The organism is Neorhizobium phenanthreniclasticum, from assembly GCF_040066075.1.
Taxonomy (GTDB): Bacteria; Pseudomonadota; Alphaproteobacteria; order Rhizobiales; family Rhizobiaceae; genus Neorhizobium; species Neorhizobium petrolearium.
In genome coordinates, this window is the sequence record NZ_JBEAAL010000023.1 from 126,363 (window position 1) to 146,169 (window position 19,807).

A 19,807-nucleotide genomic window follows, 5' to 3' on the forward strand; every position below is an offset into this window, starting at 1 on the left:
AATGGCGGCGGGATTGGATGGAGACGCAGCGATCATGCCGCCGGTCCCGGCCGGCGACGGGCGGCTTGCGGACAATCTCGTTTATTTTTCCCGCGTGCTCCGCCGTGCCGGATTGAAGACCGGCCCGGCCGCTGCCGTCGACGCGATCGCTGCCATCGATGCGATCGGCATCGGTTCGCGCGAGGAATTTCACGCAGCGCTTTCGGCTGTTTTCGTCAAGCGCCACGAGGACCAACCGGTTTTCGACGAGGCATTCCGGCTCTTCTGGCGCTCGCGCGATCTCGTTGGCAAGATGATCGCGATGATGTCGCCCCGGGCGGCCGATAACCGCGAGCCGGAAAAGCAGAAAGCCGGTGCTGCCCGCGTCAGCGACGCGTTGACCGCCGACCAGCCGGAAAACCCGAGCAGAAAACCGCCGGAAGTCGAGGTGGATTCCCGCTTCACAACGTCCGCCAGCGAAGTGCTGAAGCGGATGGATTTCGCCCAGATGACCGCCGCCGAATTGGCGCAGGCAAGGCGTGAGCTCCAAAAGCTCGCTTTGCCGCTCGACCAGGTGATGACGCGCCGTTTCCGGCCCTCGAATCGTCCGCAGCGGATCGATCCGCGCGCCACCATGCGCCAGGCGATGCGGAGCGGCGGCGATCTCATTCTTCCGCGCTTCCGGCAACGCCGCAAGGCGCCGCCGCCGCTCGTCGTGCTCGCCGATATTTCCGGCTCGATGAGCCAGTACACGCGCATTTTTCTCCATTTCCTGCATGCGCTGACGGAGAAGCGAATGCGGGTGCATACCTTTCTGTTCGGCACGCGGCTGACCAACGTGACGCGCCAGATGCGTCGTCGCGATCCGGATGAGGCGCTGTCGGGCTGTACGGAGGCCGTGCGCGACTGGTCGGGCGGCACGCGGATCGGCGCGACGCTTGCCGAGTTCAACCGGCTCTGGTCGCGGCGCGTGCTGGGGCAGGGGGCCGTGGTGCTTCTCATCACCGACGGGCTGGAACGCGACGGTGTCGAGGAACTCGAAAAGGAAATGGACCGGCTGCACCGTTCCTGCCGGCGGCTGATCTGGCTGAATCCGCTGCTCAGGTTCGACGGCTTCGAGGCGAGAGCGCGCGGCGTGCGCGCCATGCTGCCGCACGTGGACGAATTTCGCGCCGTCCACAATCTGCAGTCGCTTGCCGATCTCGCGATTGCGTTGTCGGATGATCATACAAAGGCCGCGGACCCGCGGCGCTATCTGGATATGAGGAGGGTCGCATGACTGTTTCCGAAATATTGGACCCGCTGGCCACGGCCGAGAGCTGGAAAGAGGCTGGCCGCGATGTTGCAATCGCCACGGTGATCGACACCTGGGGCTCGGCGCCACGCCCGGCTGGCAGCCATCTCGTCATCGATGGCGAGGGCAATTTCGAAGGTTCCGTCTCCGGAGGTTGCGTCGAAGGCGCGGTCATCACCGAGGCGCTCGACGTGATTTCGACCGGCACGCCGAAGATGCTGGAATTCGGCGTGGCGGACGAGACCGCCTGGCGCGTCGGCTTGTCCTGCGGCGGCAAGATCCGGGTCTATGTGGAAAGGCTCGCCTGATGCGGTTCGAAACACTGAAGAAACTGAATGCGGCCCGGCGTGCCCGCCAGGCCGCGATTGCGGTCACCGACATTTCCGATGGCAAGGTCCAGGTGATTCTTGAAGGCGAGGACGTGTCCGGCCCGCTCGGCGAGGAAATCGCCAAGGCTTTCCGCAGCGGCAAGGCGGCCACAGTGGACGTCGAAGGCCGCTCTCTCTTTCTCAACGTGCATCTGCCGCCGCCGCGCATCGTGGTGATCGGTGCGGTGCATATCAGCCAGGCGCTGGCGCGGCTGGCACCGGTCGCAGGCTATGACATGACGATCATCGATCCGCGCACCGCCTTTGCGACGGAGGAGCGTTTTGAGGGCGTCGAGCTGATCGCCGATTGGCCGGAGGATGTGCTGAAAGATCGGCCGCTGGACGCCTATACGGCGCTGGCAGCACTGACCCACGATCCGAAAATAGATGATTTCCCGCTGTCGGAGGCGCTCAAGGCCGGCTGTTTCTATGTCGGCGCGCTCGGCAGCCGCAAGACCCATGCGAAGCGTGTCGAGAGGCTGAAGGAAATGGGCCGCACCGATAACGAGATCGGCCGGATTGCGGCACCCATCGGCCTCGACATCGGCGCCGCAAGCCCGGCTGAAATTGCGCTTGCGACGCTTGCCCAGATCGTCCAGGCCTTCCGTCGCCGCGAGCTTGTCGCTGCGGGGTGATGCGATGAAATACGGAACCTTTCAGCTTGAGGAAGCAGGGGGCACGGTGCTGGCGCACAGCATCCGCTTGCCCTCAGGCCGGATATCGAAAGGGCAGGTGCTTTCGCAGGAGGACATTGCCCGTCTTTCTGAAGAAGGGATGACATCCGTTGTCGCTGTCCGGCTTGATCCCGGTGATATGCTGGAGGATGAGGCAGCTGCGGTGATCGCCCGCACGATCGCGCCCGACAACTTGCGGTTTTCCGAAGCGACGACGGGGCGGGTGAATGTTTACGCCAAGGTCGATGGCCTCTTCGTCGCCGACAAGGCGGTGGTGGATGCACTGAACCGCATCGATCCGGCAATCACGCTCGCCTGTCTTGCCGATCACGTCGTGGTGCGCGCCGGCGACATGGTGGCCACCGTCAAGATCATTCCTCTGGCGGTTAGCGGCGAGAAGATCGCCCAGGCCGTTTCGCTTCTGGCAGAATCGGTGGCTTTCGAGGTAAAAACCTTCCGTCCCCGAGCGGTGACCCTGGTGGCGACCGAACTTCCATCGTTGAAAGCTTCGGTCATGGATCGGACCGCAAGGCTTCTCGAACATCGACTTGCATCATCTGGTAGCCGGCTAATAAAAGAAATCCGGATTCCGCATTCTGCCGATCGACTGACTGAGGTTCTTCAACAGCTTACGCTGCAGGAAATTAATGAGCCGGCTATGGTTATTGTCTTCGGCGCTTCCGCGGTAGCCGATAAGGAGGATGTAATTCCGGCGGCTATCCGAGCTGCGGGCGGCGATGTGGAACAGGTGGGCATGCCGGTCGATCCCGGCAATCTGCTGGTACTCGGGCGGATCGGTCACGTGCCGGTGCTCGGCGCACCGGGTTGCGCCCGCTCGCCGAAGGAGAATGGTTTCGATTGGGTGCTGAACCGGTTGATGGCCGGCGAGACGCCCACGTCGTTCGATATCACGGGCATGGGGGTCGGCGGGCTTCTGATGGAAATTCCGACCCGGCCGCGTCCGCGCGACGCCACGACGGAGAAAGCGAAACTTCTCTCGGTGGGGGCCTTGCTGCTGGCTGCGGGGCAGGCGCGGCGCATGGGCAAGGATGGCCCGCACAAGCTGCTGGCGGAATTCGACGGTGTGCCGCTCGTCCGCCGCGTGGCCGAAATGCTGTTGGCCTCGCAGGCCGCGCCGGTCGTTGCCGTCACCGGGCATCGGCGGGAGGAGGTCGAGGCGGCGCTTTCCGGTCTTGATATTCGCAGCCAATTCAATCCGGACTATGCCTCCGGCATGGCAAGTTCGCTGGTTGCGGGTTTTTCCGCGCCGGAACTGGCGTCGGGAGATGGTGTCCTCGTCATGCTGGGAGATATGCCGGGTGTGACGGCGAAGCATGTGAACATGCTTGTTTCCGCTTTCCGCGAGGCGGGTGGCGGTGTGGTGGTGCGTTCCGTCTCGGAGGGAAAGCGCGGCAATCCGATCATCCTGCCGCGCATTGCCTATGACGCGGTCCTGAGGCTTGAAGGCGACGTCGGCGCCCGCGCCATCATCGAGAATTCCGGCCTGTCGGTGATCGATGTCGATATCGGGCCGGCCGCGCATCTAGACGTCGATACGCCCGAAGCGGTGACGGCTGCAGGCGGCATATTGAGGGGATAGGTGATGGATAATGCCGGCATCGAGGAAATGTTCGAAGGCTTGGGTCCGGTCTCGATCCGTCGCATGTTCGGCGGCAAGGGTGTCTATCACCAGGGCCTGATCGTCGCGATCGATCTGCGCGACGAGGTCCTTTTGAAGGCGGATGAACTGAGCGGTCCGGAATTCGAGGCGGCCGGCGCGCGCCAATGGGTCTATCAGAACAAGAAGGGCACGCCTGTGCCCATGCCCTACTGGTCTGTTCCGGACGCGGCCTATGATGATCCTGACGAGATGCGGAAATGGGTCAGGCTCGCCTTTGAGGCGGCCGTGCGGGCGAACGCGAAAGCCTGAATGCGAGGCGTCGCCGCCGACAGTGCAAGATTTCGCAGGTTGATCGGGAAACTCAGGGAAGCTTATCATCTGCTTCGTAATGGGGACGCGTGCTGCCGAGACTATCGACCAGGATCACGTCCGAGAATAGAAACAAAATGATTTTATCAAGATAGCCGCTCTGGTTCGCCGGAGCGGCGTTGTTCTCATCGCTGATTTGCGAGCTGGGCCAGTGCTTTGACGCAGAAGGCCGAGAGCGGCCGCGGCGGATTTTTCGGATCGAACCAGCCGATTTCCGACAGCTTATCCGGTTCCATGAGCGTCGGTTCGCCGATGAAGTCGCGCGTGACATAAATCATCGAAATCCAGTGCTGCCGGTCGGCTTCGGTTATCTCCTCGGCGGCGCAGAGAAATTCGACTTTGCCGATTCTGAGGCCGCTTTCCTCTTCCGCCTCGCGGCGGGCAGCGTCTGCAGACAGCTCCATAAGGTCGACCTTGCCGCCGACGATGCTCCAGAAACCGGCTTCCGGTGCCTTCATGCGGCGGCACAGCAGAACCTTGCCGTCGTCGCGCAGGATTACAAGCCCGGCGCCTACGCCCGGAAAATCGATGCCCGGTTTTGTCACGTTGAATTAAGCCTTGGCGTTGGCAACGATCAGCATGAAGGCGGGGATATCGTCACCGAAGCCGACCGGGGTCGGGCCATCATCATGATCGCGATGGTAGCGGGCACGACGTTCGCGGTTGTCGTCATTGGCAGGGTTCGGCCGCGTGTTGCGGTTGCCGCTCGCGTTCTGCGGCTTCCTGTCTGTCTTGCGCTCCGGTTTCACGTTTTCCGCCCCCGACTTGTCGAATGCCTCTTCGGCCTCGCCCTGATTATCTTGGTTCTTCGTGTCAGCCCTATGAACAGAGCTGCCGCGGCCCGAATCGCTTCGCCTGCCTCGGCCGCGCTCCTTATCACGATCGCGACCCTTGCGGCCACGCTGATCGTCTTGGCTCTCCATGGGAGCGGGGAGCGCGGAAAGGTCACCGCTCTGCCATTCGATCTTCTCGTTGATAAGCTTTTCGATGGCGTCGAGATATTTGGTGTCGGAGCGGGTAACGATGGTGAAGGCACGGCCCGAACGCCCGGCACGGCCGGTGCGGCCAATGCGGTGGACATAATCTTCGGCATGGATCGGCACGTCGAAATTGAAGACGTGGCCGACGTCCGGAATATCGAGGCCGCGGGCCGCGACGTCGGACGCCACGAGGAGCTGAATGCCGCCCTCCTTGAAATTCGCCAGCATGGTGGTGCGCGAACGCTGATCCATGTCGCCATGCAGGGCGCCGACCGAGAAACCATGTCGTTCCAGCGAGCGAAACAGATCCGCGACATCTTTCTTGCGATTGCAGAAGATGATTGCGTTCTTGAGGTCGTCCTGCTCTTTGATCAGATCCCGTAGCACCGCGCGCTTCTCGTAATCCTTGTTGTGCGAGGCGACGAGGCGCTGCGTTACGGTCTTGGCGGTTGTCGAGGGTTTAGCCACCTCGATCCGCTCCGGATTTTGCAGGAATCGGTCGGCCAGCTTCTGGATTTCCGGCGGCATCGTGGCCGAGAAGAACAGGGTTTGCCGGGTGAAGGGGATCATCTTCGCGATCCGCTCGATATCCGGGATGAAGCCCATGTCGAGCATGCGATCGGCTTCATCGATAACGAGGATCTCAACCCCGGTCATGAGAAGCTTGCCGCGCTCGCAGTGGTCGAGCAGGCGGCCCGGCGTTGCGATCAGCACGTCGGCACCGCGTTCGAGCTTGCGATCCTGGTCTTCGAAGGAGACGCCGCCGATCAGGAGCGCGACGTTCAACTTATGGTTCTTGCCGTATTTGTCGAAATTTTCAGCGACCTGGGCCGCGAGTTCGCGGGTGGGCTCCAGGATGAGCGTGCGCGGCATGCGGGCGCGGGCTCGTCCCTTTTCCAGAAGCGTCAGCATGGGCAGAACGAAGGAAGCCGTCTTGCCGGTTCCAGTCTGGGCGATGCCGCAGATATCGCGACGCTGCAGCGCGTGGGGAATTGCCCCTTCCTGGATCGGTGTGGGGATTGTGTAGCCCGCGTCGGCGACCGCGGAGAGGACTTTCTGGCTCAGGCCAAGATCAGCGAATGTGGTCAAAGGGAGTTCTGTTTCCGTTCCGGTTCTTAAGCGAACACTGTGCAGGTCGACGCGCGAATGGCTGACGACTGGCCGCGACATAGGACCAAAATGCCCGAAAGTCAAGGAAAGCAGGCAATTCGGCTGCCGGATTGATGAACGAAGATACTAAATAGTCAAGCCGGCTATCGTTTGCGCGGCAGGAAGGTTGTCTTTCGTCAAAACGAAAGGCTCAATTGAGATATGTCGTGAGCTTCATGCCGGCATTGAGGAAATGGATAGGGTCGACCGGATTGCCGTCGCGGCGGACTTCGTAATGCACATGTGGACCGGTGGAGCGACCGGTGGAGCCTGCCCGCCCGATGACATCGCCGGCGGAGACCATATCGCCTTCCTTGACCAGGATCTTCGACATATGCCCATAACGGGTGGTGACGCCCTGGCCGTGATCGATTTCGACCATGTTGCCGTAACCGCCGGAAGGCCCGGCGGTGATGATCTTGCCGGCGCCGGTTGCAACAACCGCCTGGCCGGTATCCGCCTGGAAATCGACGCCTGCGTGCAGGGCCAGCCGGCCGAGAAAGGGGTCGATGCGGTTGCCGTAGCGACTGGTGATCTCATGGCCGGGTGCTGGATTGCCGAAGGGCAGGTCGCGAGCCGTTTCTCGCACGCTTTCCAGCCGCCTGAGTGCTGCGTCGAGCTCATCGAGCGAAACATCGAAACCGCTGACATCAATTTGCGGCTCGACATAGGGGCCGCCCACACCTTCGCTTGTGTCTCCTGAAGCCTTTCGTGCAGGGTCTACCTGAACGCCGGTGCGCTTGAGGATCGCGGCAATCGCATCTGCCGTTGCGGAAGCGTCGGTTGTCAGATTGGTAATCTTGGCGAGCTGTTCCTTCTCTATGTTTTTCAAAGATAGCGTCACATTGGAAAAAACGCGGTCGGCCCGATCGGCAATGTTGTCGCGCAGCGGCACAAACCCGAGCGCACTCTTTGTATCGAGCGGAGTGGCGGAAGTCTTGCCGGAGAGTAGCTTGTCGATGGCCTGGAAGCCGCTTCCTCCGGAAAGCGAGGCCTGCCGCTCCTTCTTGACCGGTTGGAAGGCCGGGGCGGGCATCTCGGGCGCGGTCAATCCGGATTCTTCCGCTCGGTTCAGCAGCGATCCGAGCTTGCCATGTCGATCGAAGAGAGCGTTCTGCTGCTCAAGCAGCTTTTCCACCTTTTGTTCGACGACTTGCTGGTCGAGAAGCTGGCGCGAAGTAATGCGGTCGAGTTGGGCGCGCAGCGCCGCGATACGGTCTTCGTAATCGTGTTGCATGCGGGCCTGGCGCGCCATGGTCGCGCCGACCAGGTCGTCACGGATGACGAGATAGGAGGTCGCCGCAAGGTAGCCGATCGTAAACACACCGAAAAAGCAGAAGGTCAGAGCCGCCATCCAGGGGCGAATGGTCATGTGGCGGATTTTTTCGCCGCTGGCGAGAATGAGGACGTGCTGAGGCGCACGCTTCCCAAACGCCCGTTTTTCGATTCCCTTCGCCACGTGAATCTCCCGGAGATGCAACCCGTTCCGTTGGATCGATTACACATGGTTAAGGTTAATGAATGCTTATTTCAGGCGCTGCTGGTGGACGTGAGGGAGCGGTAGAACGAGGGCGTGAGGCCAGCTTCGGCGCGGGCGATGTCGTTGAACGGCGCTTTGAGGGAGCCGCGGAAATTGGCGCGCACCAGTTGCTGGAATGTCGCTGCCGGATCTTTTCGCTCTCGGGCGCAGAGGAAGCGGAACCATTTCGCGCCGATCGCCACGTGACCCTTTTCGTCATTGTAGATGACATCGAGAATCGCCGCACTTTCCAGATCGCCCGTCTCGCGCATCTTGGCCTGCAGCGACGGCGTCACATCGAGCCCCCGCGCTTCCAGGATGAGCGGTACGACGGCGAGCCGCGCAGTCAGATCGTTGCGGGTCGAATGGGCTGCCTGCCAGAGCCCGTCATGAGCCGGCATATCCCCATAATCGGCTCCCAGGTCGTTCAACCGTGCGCGGACCATGCGGAAATGCTTGGCCTCTTCGAACGCGACCTGCATCCAGCCGTCGAAGAAGGAGTTCGGCACCGCTTCGGTCGCAAAGCGGGCGACGATATCGAGCGCCAGGTCGACGGCGTTAAGCTCGATATGGGCGATCGCATGCAGCGTCGCGATCCGGCCGTTCAGCGTATGCAGCGAGCGTTTTTCGACGGCTTTCGGCGGCACGAGTTCCGGCTTTTCGGGCCGTCCCGGCCGCTCGGGCAGCGGCGGATCGAGCGGCGAGCGCAGCGACAGCCGACGTTCGAACCAACGGGTGGCGGTCTCCTGCGCAAGCCGCGTCTTGATGTCGAGATCGGCCGAAAGGATCGCAATCGTTGCGCCGCCTCTCAGCGACGTGATCGAAAACGTGTCCGTCATCGGATTCCTCTGCTTACAGTGCCTTGAGGCTTTCCAGCACCTCCTCGGCATGGCCCGTGACCTTCACTTTCGGCCAGATCCTTGCGATTCGCCGGTCCGCGCCGATCAGGAAGGTCGTCCGTTCCACACCCATATAGGTGCGGCCATACATCTTCTTTTCTTTCCAGACGCCGTAGAGATTGGCAAGGGCTGCGTCTTCGTCGGAGGCGAGGATGACCGAAAGCTCGTGCTTCTTGGCGAACTTGTCATGTTTCCTGACGCTATCGGGAGACACTCCGATCACGCTTGCCCCTGCCTTTTCGAATTCCGGCAAGAGCCCGGAGAACGCGATCGCCTCCCTGGTGCAGGCGTCCGTGTCGTCCTTGGGATAGAAGTAGAGCACGATCGGCTTACCCGAATGAGCCTGCAAGGAAACGGTGCCGCCTCCGTCGCGTGGAAGCTCGAAGTCAGGTGCAATGTCGCCGATCGTCAAATGGGACATGGATTTCCTTTCTTTTGCCGGTATCTTGAGTGATTGTCGCCGCAATCGGTATATACTGGCCTCCGCGGCGTCCAGATCATTTGCGAGTATGGAAAGATAGTTTCAACCTGATGGCGGAAATTCGCGGAGAAAGGGTCAGTTTCAGCCGGAAGGACATCATTCCGCTGCACGAACTTCCCTCTGCACAGGCGGAAGATCCGATCATCGTCCATTGCCCGCCGCCGCCAAAACGCGTGAAGCGATTCGGCAGGACGGTCGTGCTGCTCCTGATGCTGGTGCTTCTCGCGCTCGGCAGCGCCGTCTTCGCGATCGAAGGCGGAGCAGTCGATGGAGCGCTTTCGACACGCGCCCAAAGCGCGCTCAACGACGCGATCGGCCCGCGTTATGCCGCATCGGTCGGTTCGACTGTCATTCGCTTCGACTCGGGTTTTCGTCTGGCCCTGGAGGCGCGCGACGTCGATATCGTTGAACAGGCAACGGGCAAACATTTGAGCCAGACGGGCGCCATGCGCATGGCGATCGATCCCCTGGCGCTTCTCGGTGGCCGGATCTCCATCAAGCAGATGGAGGCGGAAAACATCCACCTCAACACGGCGCAACTGCCGTCCGGCGATCCGCTGCCGCTGTCCGAGGTGCGGATCGACGCCATGCCCGCTCTGCTCGAACAGGCTTTTCAACGTCTCGACGAGGCGCGTGGTCTCATCGAGCGCACAGGCACGGGTTCTGTTCGTATCTCCGGCATCGAAATCCTGCTGCCTGCCGCCCCGGGGCGGAAACCGATCATGCTGGTCGTCGATAATCTCGAGCTGACCCGCAGCATCGAGGGCGAGGTGGAGATCAATGGTGCGATCAGCCTCAATGGCCGCAAGGCCGTGCTGACGGCTGCGTCCAGGACCGTGGGAGGCGTCACCACATCCCTATCGGCGAAGTTGACGGGTCTCGAGGTCACGTCCTTCCTGCTGCAGCGAACCGAGGAGGGAGCGCCGCGCGAGGGGATCGAAGGTTCGCTCGATCTCGACCTTGCCGCCGTCCGCGCGCGCGAGACCACGAAGCCTGCCATCACCGCAACGCTTCGCCAGTCTCCGGGCTATTTCTATTTCGATGGCCTCCAGCAGACCTTTACCGGCGCCGTCATCAATATCGCCTATGATTTTGCCAAGGATTCGATCGAACTCCTGAAGTCGGAAGCCCGTTTCGGTCCTACGGTCCTGCCGTTCACGGGAGCGGTCATCGATCTCAACCGACTGAATCCGGACGATCAGCGGCTTGGCTTCGGCCTGGACCTTCTGATCAGCAGCGGCACGGCCGTGGGAGCGACCGAAAGCGAACAGCCCGCACAGTTCGATCTCAAGGCGACGGGTCGATATCTCTCGGCCGATCGCGAGCTTCAATTCGATGAAATGGGTGTTTCCAGCCCTCTTGGACGGATGGCCGGAGCTTTGAAAATCCGGTTCGGCGATCAATCGCCGGAAATCAGCTTCGGTGCACAGCTGCCGAACATGGAAGTGACCGGCGTCAAGCAACTCTGGCCCTTCTGGATGGCGCGCAAGCCGCGCGATTGGATCATGGGCAATATGTTCGGCGGGACCGTGACCAATGGCTCGATTGCCGTCTTCATTCCGGCAGGCCGTATGAAAGGCCCCGGCATTCCGATGGAGCTCGACGGGAACGAGCTGCAGATCAGTTTCGATGTTGCCAATGCCCGGATCAACCTCCCCGGCGACATCCCACCGCTCCGTGACATCGAGGGCCGTTTCGATCTGAAAGGACAGGTGCTCCAGTTCGATATCGCCCATGCGGCGTCATTCTTTCCGTCGGGGCGGTCCGTCTCGGTGGAGAATGGCCGTTTCTCCATTCCCGCCACTTATGACAAGCCCTTGATGGCTGATCTTTCACTGAGACTTGCAGGACCTGCGGACGCAGTGGCGGAACTTGCGAATTTCCGACCGATCAACGCTCTTAGGGGGACAGAGTTCAAACCGGAAGATTTCTCCGGCAATGCCCGGCTCGATCTCAAGGCGCGCATGGGTCTGATTAACGCCCAGAATCCCCCCAAGCCAACCTGGAACGCCCATGTCGAACTCGATGACGTCGATCTCGGCACCGAGTTTTCCGGTCGCAAGATCGGCGCGCTGAACGGAACGCTGGATGTCGACACGCAAGCCGCTCGGCTTGCCGCCAAGGGTGAGATCGACGACGTGCCGGCGGATATCACGGTCGTTGAGCCGGTTGATGGCGCATCACCCGTCAAACGCGAGCGGATTATCAAGACGGTGCTCAACAACGACCAGCGAGAGAAGCTGGTTCCGGGACTTTCCGAGATAATCGACGGGACGATCTCTGCGCATTGGATCTGGGTTGATGAAGCCCGCCAGACCGTGGCGCTCGACTTGAGTCGCGCGGCTCTCTCCGTTCCGTGGCTTGGATGGACGAAGGGCGGCGGCATTCCGGCCAAGGCTCAATTCGAGCTTTCCGGAGAGGGGGCTCGCACCGACATCCGCAATTTCGAGCTATCCGGTGATGGTTTTGGCGCGCGGGGAAGCCTGGTGCTCAATAGTGACGAGCTTACTTCGGCCGAGTTCTCCCGTGTCCAGCTTTCGCCTGCGGACAATTATGCGGTCGCCGTGAAGAAAGCGAAGAGCAATTTCGACATATCGATCACCGGTTCCGTAATGGATATGCGGCCGGTCATCACCAGGCTGAGGGCAGAGGAAAAGGGAAAAGGTGGTGGCGGTCGCGACGACGATGACGTAACGGTGCGAGCCAAACTCGACCGCATGATCGGCTTCAACGACCAGACGTTGACCAACGTGTCGCTGTTGGTTTCCAGGCGCGACGGCGATGTCACGACTGCTGATTTCTCTGCCGCGACGGGTAGCGGCCAAGCGGTGATCAGCGAGATGAATGGCGGCAATACGGTCTCCATCACCAGCGGAGATGCAGGCGCGGTGATCCGCTTTACGGATCTTTACGACAACATGCGTGGCGGGCTCCTGAACCTGCGGCTGAAGGCGAATGGTAACGCCTGGACGGGATCTATCGATCTGCGCAACTTTTCGCTCGTCAACGAATCGAAGCTCCAGTCTCTGGTCTCGACACCGGATCAGGAAGGGCGGAGCCTGAGCACCGCGACGAAGCGTAATATCGACGTCACCTCGGCCAAATTCCAGCGTGGTTTTGCGAGCCTTCTTTACCGCGACGGGGCTTTCGCCGTCGAGAACGGCGTGGTGCGCGGCGAACAGATCGGCGCGACCTTCCAGGGACTTGTGCGCGATTCCAGAGGCAATATGAACATGACCGGAACGTTCATGCCCGCCTATGGATTGAACCGTCTCTTCGGCGAACTCCCCCTGATCGGTGCCATTCTCGGCAACGGCCGTGATCGCGGCCTGCTCGGCATTACCTTCAAGCTGGAAGGCCCGTTCGACAAGCCGAAGCTCACCGTTAACCCGCTGTCGCTGATCGCTCCCGGCATTTTCCGGCAGATCTTCGAGTTTCAATAGAAAAAGGGCCGCAGACGCGGCCCAGTTTTGTTTGCAAATTGCGGGACTGGATCAGACCGGGCGCACCAGGATGTGCTTTTTCTTGCCGAGCGAAAGCTTGATGACGCCGTCGCCGGTGATCTCGCCTGCACCCACCGTCTTGCGTTCGTCGGTAACGGACTGATCGTTGAGGCGCACCGCGCCACCCTGGACATGTCGGCGGGCTTCGCCGTTCGAGGCGGCGAGGCCGGCACGTACCATCAGCGACAGGAGGCCGACGCCGGCATCGAGCTCGGTGGCTGGAACCTCGACGGATGGCAGGTTTTCGGAAAGTCCGCCTTCCTCGAACGTGGTCCGCGCGGTTTCCGCAGCAGCTTCCGCCGCTTCCCGGCCATGCACGATGGCGGTCGCCTCGGTTGCCAGGATCTTCTTCGCTTCATTGATTTCCGAACCTCCGAGCGCCGCGAGCCGGGCGATCTCGTCAAGCGGCAGGCGCGTGAAGATCTTTAGGAAGCGGGTGACGTCCGCGTCCTCGGTATTGCGCCAGTATTGCCAGAACTCGTAAGGGCTGAAGACATCTTCGTTGAGCCAGACGGCGCCGGAAGCGGTCTTGCCCATCTTGGCGCCGGAACTGGTCGTCAGGAGGGGTGTCGTCAGGGCATAGAGCTGCGGTGTCCCCATGCGGTGACCGAGGTCGACGCCGTTGATGATATTGCCCCATTGATCCGAGCCGCCCATCTGTAGGCGGCAGCCGTAACGCCGGCTGAGCTCGACGAAGTCGTAGCCCTGCATGATCATGTAGTTGAATTCGAGGAAGGAGAGCGACTGCTCCCGGTCGAGCCTCAGCTTGACGCTGTCGAAGGAGAGCATACGGTTGACCGAGAAATGCCGGCCTACGTCGCGCAGGAATTCCACGTAGTTCAGCTTCAGGAGCCAGTCGGCATTGTTGACCATGAAGGCATCCGTCGGGCCGTCGCCGAAGCGGAGGATGCGGGAGAATATCTTCTTGATGCCTTCGATATTGGTGGCGATCGCCTCTGGCGTCAGGAGCCTGCGCTGCTCGTCCCGGAACGAAGGGTCGCCCACCATCGAGGTGCCGCCGCCCATCAGCGCGATTGGCCGGTGGCCGGTCTCCTGCAGCCAGTAAAGCATCGTGGCAGAGATCAGGTTGCCGATATGGAGGCTCGTTGCGGTAGCGTCGTAGCCGACATAAGCCGTCACGGTTTCCTTCGAAAACAGTTCGTCGAGACCAGCCTCGTCGGAAATCTGGTGGATGAAACCACGCTCGTCGAGCGTGTGGAGGAAATCGGACTTGAACCTGGACATGATCAATCTCTGGCAGGGATGTGTTTTCGCTGTGTGGGGCGCGTCTAGCACTGTTTTTGCCCGCAATCACTTCAAAAGTGATGCTTGGAACGATCAATGCGAGGAATGGAAGGACCGCAATCAATACGGAGACACGCAGGACACGCTGATTGTCGCTAATATTTTAGGTATTAACCGTTTCTTGTTCATGCGCATCTAACATCGGTCATGGAACACGGTAAACGGGTGGCGTGCAGCGATCTGCACTGAGGGTTGATGAACGGGGCGACCTTCTTCCTGGCGGTGAATTTTATCATCGCCATTTCCTTCTCGCTGGTCTTCGCGGTTGTATCGACTCGCAGCCGCTCCCGAAGTGCTGCGCTCTGGTTCGCGGCCGGCTTTGCGATCGCTTCGCTCTCGGCGATCTGCGAGCTGCTGGTCGCCTACACCGCCCTGACCCGATTTTGGGCGATCGGCGCGTTCGCGACCGTGCTTGGCGGCATGATCCTGCTGAGAATCGGCATCGGGGACCTGTATGGCCGGAAGAGCAATCTGCCTTTCGCAATCTGCTTCCTGATTACCTGTACGATTCTCGATGTCCTGATATACAACCTGCCGCGCGGGACTGTCCTGCATGCTTTCTCATATCAGACGCCTTTCGCTTTGGTGGTCCTGGCCAGCGCATTTGCGGTTCTCTCCTCCGCGCGCCGGCTCGCGATCGATCGGGCGCTCGGCGGCCTGCTCCTCGTTACCGGCCTGCATTTCTTCGGCAAGGCCGGCATGGCGGTACTGGCGGGGGCGGGGACGACCGCCAGGGATTACATCCATACGAATTATGCGCTGATCTCGCAAAGCTCGACCGCCGTGCTGATGGTCGCGGTCGGGCTGACGCTGCTTTCGGTTCTGGTGCTGGAAATCATGGCCGACGAGCGCAGCAATTCGGAACAGGATGCCCTATCCGGTCTTGCCAATCGCCGCGGTTTCGAGAATGGCGTGAAGGCGGCGATCTCGATGGCGCCGAATGTCCGGCACGCGGTAATCATTTGCGATCTCGACCACTTCAAGGCCATCAACGACACCTATGGCCACCATGGCGGCGATCTGGTGATCCGTGCTTTCGGCGAACTTTTAAAGACGAGCGCAACAAAGACGACTGTCGTCGGCCGCATCGGCGGAGAGGAGTTCGGTGTCTTCATGCCGAATACGACGATAGAGACGGCGCTGATTTTTGCGCAGGCGCTTCGGGCCGGGACGATGGGGATCCGCATCAGCGCCCTGCCGCCGTCCTTTACCGTCACCGCCAGCTTCGGCGTCGCGGAGCTTGCTGCGGGAGGCGAACTCGCCGACGCGATGCGCAATGCCGATGCTGCTCTCTACGAGGCGAAACGCACCGGCCGCAATTGCGTCAAGCAAGCGCATCCGGGGTTTCCGCCTTCTGGATCGATCAGGGTCGTGAAATGAAAACGGCCGCCGGGGCGGCCGTCTGACAAGAGCACAGGGAACGCTCAGCGGATGCGTTTGGCGGCCGGTTCCGGCACCAGTTCCCCATTGAGACGACGGTCGAGATAGTCTTCGCATTCCGCCATGAGGGCTTCCACCTGGCCGTTGAAGAAGTGGTTGGCGCCTTCGACGGTTCGGTGGGTGATCAGGATTCCCTTCTGGGTCTTCAGCTTTTCGACAAGGCCGTTGACATCCTTTTCCGGTGCGACCTTATCGGCATCCCCATTGATGATGAGGCCCGACGAAGGGCAAGGCGCAAGAAAGGCGAAATCGTAGATGTTCGGTTGCGGCGCGATCGACATGAATCCTTCGATCTCCGGGCGGCGCATCAGAAGTTGCATGCCGATCCAGGCCCCGAAGGAATAACCTGCAACCCAACAGCTCTTGGAATCGGGATGCAGGCTCTGCACCCAGTCGAGCGCGGAAGCCGCGTCGGAAAGCTCGCCGGCGCCATGGTCGAACTCGCCCTGACTGCGCCCGATGCCACGGAAATTGAACCGGAGCGTCGTGAAGCCGCGTTTCTGGAACATATAGAAGAGTTGGTAGACGATCTGATTGTTCATCGTGCCGCCGAACTGCGGATGCGGATGAAGGATGATGGCGATCGGGGCGCTCTTTTCCTTGGACGGCTGATAGCGACCTTCCAGGCGGCCGGCGGGGCCGTTGAAAATGACTTCGGGCATTGGTACTCCGGTCAACGTGCTCTGGTTCCGAACAGGTCGTCATCACGTCGAGTTTGACTTGACGAAGTCGCTCAGCTTTTCTACAACTCAGTTTAGAACCATTCGAAACTTTGGGCGCCATTCGAAACGGAGCCCGATGCGATGTCTCTTAAGGCAAGGCTGGCGGAAATTTCAACAAAAATGCGGAATTCTCCGCATTCGTGAGATTTGACTGCTATCTAGGAACGGAAATCGATCAGGCAATGGCGCCAAACCGCACATATCTGGACTGGAACGCGACCGCACCTTTGAGTGCGCCGGCTCGCGCTGCCATGTTGGATGCGTTGCGGCTGCCCGGCAATGCTTCGTCCGTGCATGGCGAGGGCAGGGCGGCCCGCGGCGCGCTGGAGACGGCACGGCGGCAGGTTGCGGCTCTCGTGGGTGCCGAGGCGCCGCATGTGACCTTCGTGAGCGGAGCGACGGAAGCGGCCAATCATGTGCTGACGCCCGAATTCCGGATGGGCCGTGCCCCGTTGACGGTCAGCCGGCTCTTTGTGTCGGCGATCGAACATCCGGCGATCCGTGAAGGCGGGCGTCTCGACCCGGAGCGGGTCACGGAGGTGCCGGTCAATCGCGATGGGATCGTCGATCTGGCGGCGCTCGAAAACCTGCTCGCCGGCCATGATCGCAGTGCCGGCCTGCCGATGGTGGCTGTGATGCTGGTCAACAACGAGACGGGCATCATCCAGCCGGTGGCGGAAGCCGCCGCGATTGCCCATGCGCATGGCGGGCTGATGGTGGTGGACGCCGTGCAGGCGGTCGGCCGCGTGCCCGTTGATATCAATGTCCTGGATGCTGATTTCCTGATCCTCTCGTCCCACAAGATTGGCGGCCCGAAGGGCGTCGGTGCACTGGTTTCGCGCGGCGAGGTGCTGATGCCGAAGCCGCTGATCCGCGGTGGCGGACAGGAGAAGGGCCATCGTTCCGGCACCGAGAATTTTCATGCCATCGTCGGCTTTGGTGCGGCGGCAGCAGCGGCGCTTGAAAATCTCGAAGAGCGCAGCGCCGCAATCGCTGGTCTGCGTGACCGGCTGGAGGCGGGCATGCGTCAGGCGGCGCCGGACGCCATCATCCATGGCGAAACAGTCCCGCGTGTGGCGAATACCTGCTTCTTCACTTTGCCGGGTCTGAAGTCCGAAACCGGACAGATCGCCTTCGATCTCGAAGGCATTGCGCTGTCGGCCGGCTCTGCATGCTCTTCGGGAAAAGTGGGCGAAAGCCATGTACTGAGCGCGATGGGGTACGATCCCAAGCTCGGCGCGCTCAGGATTTCGCTCGGGCCTGATACGACCGACGAAGACATCTCGCGGGCGCTTGCGGCTTTCGCCAAGATTGCCGGCCGCCGGAGGCCGAGGGGCGAAGCGGCCTGATTTTGTCGAATTTGCGGAAACGCAAATTTCCGCTTGCCAAAAGGTGTGAAAACAGCCTTTTGGCCACTACATAGGGGAGGCGTTTGTCCCCCCGGAATGCTGACAAGAATTGCCGGAATTTGAACCGGCAAGAATTGGAGAATGATATGCCTGCCGTCCAGGAAACAGTCGATCAGGTCCGCCGGATCGATATCGACCAGTATAAATACGGTTTCGAGACCGTCATCGAAGTGGACAAGGCTCCCAAAGGTCTTTCGGAAGAGATCATTCGCTTCATTTCGGCCAAGAAGCAGGAGCCGGATTGGATGCTGGAATGGCGTCTCGACGCCTATCGCCGCTGGCTTACGATGGAAGAACCGACCTGGGCGCGCGTCGACTATCCGAAGATCGATTTCAATGACCTCTACTATTACGCGGCGCCGAAGAAGTTTGGCGGTCCGAAGTCGCTCGACGAGGTCGATCCGGAGCTTCTGAAGACCTACGAGAAGCTCGGTATTCCGCTCAGGGAGCAGGAGATACTCGCCGGCGTCGAGAAGCCGAGAGTGGCCGTCGACGCGGTCTTCGATTCGGTCTCGGTCGTCACCACGTTCAAGGAAGAGCTGAAGAAGGCTGGCGTGATCTTCATGTCGATTTCCGAAGCCATTCGCGAACATCCCGATCTGGTCCGCAAGTATCTCGGTTCCGTCGTTCCTGCCACCGACAATTTCTATGCGACGCTGAACTCGGCAGTCTTCACCGACGGGTCCTTCGTCTTCGTGCCGAAGGGCGTCCGGTGCCCGATGGAACTTTCCACCTATTTCCGCATCAACGAGAAGAATACCGGCCAGTTCGAACGCACGCTGATCATCGCTGAGGAGGGCGCCTACGTTTCCTATCTCGAGGGCTGCACGGCACCGCAGCGCGATGAGAATCAGCTTCATGCCGCTGTTGTCGAGCTCGTGGCGCTCGATGATGCCGAGATCAAGTATTCGACCGTCCAGAACTGGTTCCCGGGTGATGCCGAAGGCAAAGGCGGCATCTACAACTTCGTCACCAAGCGCGGCGATTGCCGCGGTGCGCGCTCCAAGATTTCCTGGACCCAGGTGGAAACCGGATCGGCGATCACCTGGAAATATCCGAGCTGCATCCTGCGTGGCGACGACAGCCGTGGGGAGTTCTATTCGATCGCCGTATCCAACGGCCATCAGCAGATCGATAGCGGCACCAAGATGATCCACCTCGGCAAGAACACGTCGAGCCGCATCATCTCCAAGGGTATTTCCGCCGGCAAGTCGAACAACACCTATCGCGGCCAGGTGTCGATCCATCGCCGCGCCGAGAATGCCCGCAACTTTACGAACTGCGACTCGCTGCTGATCGGCGACAAGTGCGGTGCGCATACCGTGCCCTATATCGACGTGAAGAACGCCTCCGCGCAAATCGAGCACGAGGCGACGACGTCGAAGATTTCCGACGACCAGAAGTTCTACGTCATGCAGCGCGGCATTCCGGAAGAGGAAGCGATCGCCCTCATCGTCAACGGCTTCGTCAAGGACGTCATCCAGGAACTGCCGATGGAGTTTGCCGTCGAGGCCCAGAAGCTGATCGGCATTTCGCTCGAAGGAAGCGTCGGGTAACAACGCCTCCGTCATCCTCGGGCTTGTCCCGAGGATCTACAAACGTCAACGGAAAGAAGGAATGAGCGGTTTCGTCTACATGATATCCGATAAACCACGAGGCGTGATCTACACCGGTGTCACGAGTGATTTACAGGGGCGCGTGTGGGAGCACCGCAACGAGGTGCAGAAGGGCTACACTCAGAAATACAAGGCGAAAAATCTGGTGTGGTTCGAAAATCACCCGAACATCGTGCTGGCGATCCAACGTGAAAAGTCGCTGAAGCGGTATGTACGGGAGTGGAAAATCAAGCTCATAGAAGAGTTCAATCCGACTTGGATGGACCTTTATGAACACATAGGTGAAATGGAAAACACATACCGACCCCATCCGAATACAAAACTGTGGGGCGATTACAATTAACGGTTTAGATCCTCGGGACACGCCCGAGGATGACGGACCAGAAAACGGACCGCTCTCGCGATCGGTCAAAGGCGGCCCTTGAACCCGCCCTATGAGTAGGAAACGAAATGCTTGAGATCAAGAACCTTTTTTTTTT

The 19,807-nt window shown here is 60.6% G+C and carries 18 protein-coding genes; 11 read left to right on the plus strand and 7 right to left on the minus strand.

The window, feature by feature from the left end; translation table 11 throughout:
- Position 1: 1 nt before the first annotated feature.
- From ABK249_RS24630 to ABK249_RS24650, 5 genes are read left to right on the plus strand one after another with little or no spacing between them, the layout of a single operon-like run.
- A complete protein-coding gene (locus ABK249_RS24630; RefSeq protein WP_348864294.1) occupies positions 2-1,258 on the plus strand; it encodes a vWA domain-containing protein in 1,257 nt (418 codons plus the stop codon).
- On the plus strand, positions 1,255-1,581 hold the full coding sequence (locus ABK249_RS24635) for an XdhC family protein (protein ID WP_037146766.1): 327 nt from the start codon (positions 1,255-1,257) through the stop codon (positions 1,579-1,581). Before ABK249_RS24630 ends, ABK249_RS24635 begins: the two co-directional genes overlap by 4 nt.
- On the plus strand, positions 1,581-2,276 hold the full coding sequence (locus ABK249_RS24640; protein ID WP_348864295.1) for an XdhC family protein: 696 nt from the start codon (positions 1,581-1,583) through the stop codon (positions 2,274-2,276). Before ABK249_RS24635 ends, ABK249_RS24640 begins: the two co-directional genes overlap by 1 nt.
- A 4-nt stretch (positions 2,277-2,280) precedes the next feature.
- Positions 2,281-3,915, plus strand: a complete 1,635-nt coding sequence (locus ABK249_RS24645) for a molybdopterin-binding/glycosyltransferase family 2 protein (protein ID WP_348864296.1) — start codon at positions 2,281-2,283, stop codon at positions 3,913-3,915.
- A 3-nt stretch (positions 3,916-3,918) separates the two neighbouring features.
- Complete coding sequence (locus tag ABK249_RS24650; RefSeq protein WP_037146769.1) at positions 3,919-4,245, plus strand: TfoX/Sxy family protein; 327 nt, start codon at positions 3,919-3,921, stop codon at positions 4,243-4,245.
- Positions 4,246-4,430: 185 nt separating this feature from the next.
- Here the strand turns inward: ABK249_RS24650 and ABK249_RS24655 are convergent, their stop codons facing one another.
- The 5 genes from ABK249_RS24655 to ABK249_RS24675 form a co-directional block, all read right to left on the minus strand.
- Entirely contained in the window at positions 4,431-4,850 is a 420-nt protein-coding gene (locus ABK249_RS24655; protein WP_348864297.1) for an NUDIX domain-containing protein, read from the minus strand.
- A 6-nt stretch (positions 4,851-4,856) separates the two neighbouring features.
- A complete protein-coding gene (locus tag ABK249_RS24660; RefSeq protein ID WP_348864298.1) occupies positions 4,857-6,374 on the minus strand; it encodes a DEAD/DEAH box helicase in 1,518 nt (505 codons plus the stop codon).
- A 211-nt stretch (positions 6,375-6,585) separates the two neighbouring features.
- Positions 6,586-7,893, minus strand: coding sequence for a M23 family metallopeptidase (locus ABK249_RS24665; RefSeq protein WP_348864300.1), 1,308 nt, complete (start codon positions 7,891-7,893; stop codon positions 6,586-6,588).
- A 71-nt stretch (positions 7,894-7,964) separates the two neighbouring features.
- Complete coding sequence (locus tag ABK249_RS24670) at positions 7,965-8,792, minus strand: ferritin-like domain-containing protein (RefSeq protein WP_348864301.1); 828 nt, start codon at positions 8,790-8,792, stop codon at positions 7,965-7,967.
- Positions 8,793-8,805: 13 nt separating this feature from the next.
- Entirely contained in the window at positions 8,806-9,273 is a 468-nt protein-coding gene (locus ABK249_RS24675) for a peroxiredoxin (protein WP_348864302.1), read from the minus strand.
- 110 nt (positions 9,274-9,383) lie between these two features.
- Here ABK249_RS24675 and ABK249_RS24680 point away from each other — a divergent pair, with 110 nt between their 5' ends.
- On the plus strand, positions 9,384-12,776 hold the full coding sequence (locus tag ABK249_RS24680; RefSeq protein ID WP_348864303.1) for a YhdP family protein: 3,393 nt from the start codon (positions 9,384-9,386) through the stop codon (positions 12,774-12,776).
- 51 nt (positions 12,777-12,827) lie between these two features.
- Here ABK249_RS24680 and tyrS read toward each other — a convergent pair whose 3' ends face one another.
- Entirely contained in the window at positions 12,828-14,081 is a 1,254-nt protein-coding gene (gene tyrS / locus ABK249_RS24685) for a tyrosine--tRNA ligase (RefSeq protein WP_348864304.1), read from the minus strand.
- On the opposite strand from tyrS, the gene ABK249_RS24690 reads away from it, so the two are divergent.
- A complete protein-coding gene (locus ABK249_RS24690) occupies positions 14,068-14,280 on the plus strand; it encodes a hypothetical protein (RefSeq protein WP_348864305.1) in 213 nt (70 codons plus the stop codon). The two genes, tyrS and ABK249_RS24690, sit on opposite strands and share 14 nt — an antisense overlap.
- A gap of 56 nt (positions 14,281-14,336) precedes the next feature.
- Positions 14,337-15,521 (plus strand): GGDEF domain-containing protein, encoded by a 1,185-nt coding sequence (locus ABK249_RS24695; RefSeq protein ID WP_348864306.1) that lies wholly within the window; start codon positions 14,337-14,339, stop codon positions 15,519-15,521.
- Between the two features lie 44 nt (positions 15,522-15,565).
- Here ABK249_RS24695 and ABK249_RS24700 read toward each other — a convergent pair whose 3' ends face one another.
- On the minus strand, positions 15,566-16,243 hold the full coding sequence (locus tag ABK249_RS24700) for an alpha/beta hydrolase (protein WP_037146789.1): 678 nt from the start codon (positions 16,241-16,243) through the stop codon (positions 15,566-15,568).
- 242 nt (positions 16,244-16,485) lie between these two features.
- Here ABK249_RS24700 and ABK249_RS24705 point away from each other — a divergent pair, with 242 nt between their 5' ends.
- The 3 genes from ABK249_RS24705 to ABK249_RS24715 all read left to right on the plus strand — a co-directional run bounded on the left by ABK249_RS24705 (position 16,486) and on the right by ABK249_RS24715 (position 19,671).
- Entirely contained in the window at positions 16,486-17,652 is a 1,167-nt protein-coding gene (locus tag ABK249_RS24705) for a cysteine desulfurase family protein (RefSeq protein WP_037146791.1), read from the plus strand.
- A 146-nt stretch (positions 17,653-17,798) separates the two neighbouring features.
- Entirely contained in the window at positions 17,799-19,268 is a 1,470-nt protein-coding gene (gene sufB / locus ABK249_RS24710; RefSeq protein WP_037146792.1) for a Fe-S cluster assembly protein SufB, read from the plus strand.
- A 61-nt stretch (positions 19,269-19,329) separates the two neighbouring features.
- Complete coding sequence (locus ABK249_RS24715; RefSeq protein WP_037146793.1) at positions 19,330-19,671, plus strand: GIY-YIG nuclease family protein; 342 nt, start codon at positions 19,330-19,332, stop codon at positions 19,669-19,671.
- Positions 19,672-19,807: the final 136 nt, after the last annotated feature.